Annotated in this window: 2 protein-coding genes and 2 pseudogenes; 1 reads left to right on the forward strand and 3 read right to left on the reverse strand. The window is 71.1% G+C overall.

Translation table 11 applies throughout. The features are described 5' to 3' along the window. Positions 1–147, reverse strand: a pseudogene (locus AOK00_RS41035) (SHOCT domain-containing protein); the annotation flags it as partial. Positions 148–186: 39 nt separating this feature from the next. Then, positions 187–630, reverse strand: coding sequence for a DUF6325 family protein (locus tag AOK00_RS35665; protein ID WP_173861741.1), 444 nt, complete (start codon positions 628–630; stop codon positions 187–189). 274 nt (positions 631–904) lie between these two features. On the opposite strand from AOK00_RS35665, the gene AOK00_RS35670 reads away from it, so the two are divergent. Beyond that, a complete protein-coding gene (locus AOK00_RS35670) occupies positions 905–1,627 on the forward strand; it encodes a dienelactone hydrolase family protein (RefSeq protein WP_055604249.1) in 723 nt (240 codons plus the stop codon). Positions 1,628–1,683: 56 nt separating this feature from the next. Here the strand turns inward: AOK00_RS35670 and AOK00_RS35675 are convergent. Next, a pseudogene (locus AOK00_RS35675) lies at positions 1,684–2,044 on the reverse strand (hypothetical protein); the annotation flags it as partial.

Here is a 2,044-nt window from a genome sequence, read left to right on the forward strand (position 1 = left end):
GGGCGGGGGCGGGGGCGGAGCCGCGTACTGCGGTTCCTGCTGCGCCGCCCACCTGCCCGCCTGGCGGCGGCTCACCCGATTCGACACGGCGGTTGCGGTTCCGGCGACGACGGCCGTACGCGCGACACCGCGGAGGAGGCCTGGCATGTGATTTCCCTTCTTTCCTCGACTGACGTCGGCCGACGCTCAGCGAGCGTCGTCCGTGGTGTCGAGCGCGGCCAGGAGAGCGGGCACCGGAATCCGTCCGGAGGCGACCACCTGGGCACCGCCGCGGTTCAGGGCCGCCGCGAAGGGCGCGGCCCAGCGGTTCTCGTAGACGAGGATGCCGGCGGAGCTGCCCGGCTGCAGGGCGTTCGCGGCCTCTTCGAGATCGTCCTGGCCGAGGAGTCCGGAGGACGCGCCCTCGAAGACGGCCAGGTCGAGCTCGCCGTCACCGGTGAGGTCGGCGATCTCCAGGCCGCTCACCGAGCCGTCCTCCTCCTTCCTGACGAAGGTCAGGTCGAGGATGCGAATGAGGCCACGGTCCACGAGATCGACCAGGAGGGGCAGGCCCTCACCGGTCATTCGGTTGCCCGGGAACTCCACGATCAGATAGTCGATCGGTCCCAGTTCTTCGGCTTCGTCGTTCACGGCGTAACCCCTGGTGTCGTGGCTCTCTCAGTGGCTCCATTGCATCACCGGGCGGGTCCCCGCGCATGTCGGTACGAAGACGCCTCGAACACCTCCTGGGAAAACCCGTTGGCCGACCACCGCGACCGTTGCTAGCCTCGCGGAGGCCGTGCGAGAGAACGAGGAGGTGGTACCCGTGAACGCAGTATCGACATGGGTGCTCCCCTCCGGGGTCACGGTCGGGCGATAGGTCGTCCGGGAGCGCCGTTCAAGAGCCCTCCCGAAAGGCACGACCGTGCGATTCACTTCTGAACGACGCCTCGACGACGGCGTCCTCGAGCGCGAATTCACCCTCGGCGAGATCCCCGGCACCCTCTGGACCCCTGGATCCTCGCCGGCCCCGCTGGTCCTGATGTCCCACAACAACGGCCTGCCCAAGGCGGACCCCCGGCTGGTGGCCCGGGCCCGGTACACCGCGTCGCGCGGCTACGCGGTGGCCACCATCGACGCCGCCGGATGCGGTGACCGTCCCCGTTCCGCCGCCGACGAGCGGGTCCGTGCCGACCTCCGGCGGGCGATGCAGGCCGGTGAACCGGTCGACGAGATCTTCGAGTCCTTCATCGGCCCGCTGGTCGAGAACGCGGTCCCGGAATGGCAGACCACGCTGGACGCCGTCCTCGAACTGCCCGAGACCGGTGACCGGGTCGGGTACTCCGGGGGGTGGACCGCCCTCGGCATCCGGCTGGCGGTGGCCGAGCCGCGCATCGCGGCCGCGGGCTTCTTCGCCGGGGGATACGTGCCCCGCGCGCAGCGCGAGGAGGCCCGGCGGGTCACCGTTCCCTTGCTGTTCCTGCTGCAGTGGGACGACGAAGGAAACCCCCGGCAACGGGCCCTGGACCTCTTCGACGCCTTCGGCAGCAAGGAGAAGACGCTGCACGCCAACCTCGGAGGGCACACCGGCACCCCGTGGTTCGAGCTGGAGGACGGGTGCCGGTTCCTGGACCGACACCTGAAGTGACGCCGGGCCGTCCGGCCGGCAGCGGACGGCGGACGGTCCCGGCCACGCTGCCGGAGTCAGCCGCAGTCGTACGTGAACGTCGCGGCCGACGAGTGGGCGCTGGGGGAGGTGATCACGAGCCGTGCCACGGCCCGGTGCGTTCCGGGTCCGTGGAAGGTCCACAGGAGACGGAGACTCGCTTCCTTCTGCCCGCGGGCCAGCTTCTCGCTCAGGACCCCGGACCGGGTTCCGTCGCTGCGCTCCCAGCGGTACGTGAGCGTGCCCGGTCGCCCGTCCGTGCGAACCAGGCCCACCACGTCCGCCGTGCCGTCGCAGCCCAGCCCGGGCCCCGGGGCGCTGACGGTGACGTCCCGCACCGCGACGCCGGGACCGTACTGCCGCCAGGCGAGGAAGATCAGGACGGCGACCAGCACGACG

This window comes from Streptomyces aureus, assembly GCF_001418135.1.
Taxonomy (GTDB): Bacteria; Actinomycetota; Actinomycetes; order Streptomycetales; family Streptomycetaceae; genus Streptomyces; species Streptomyces aureus_A.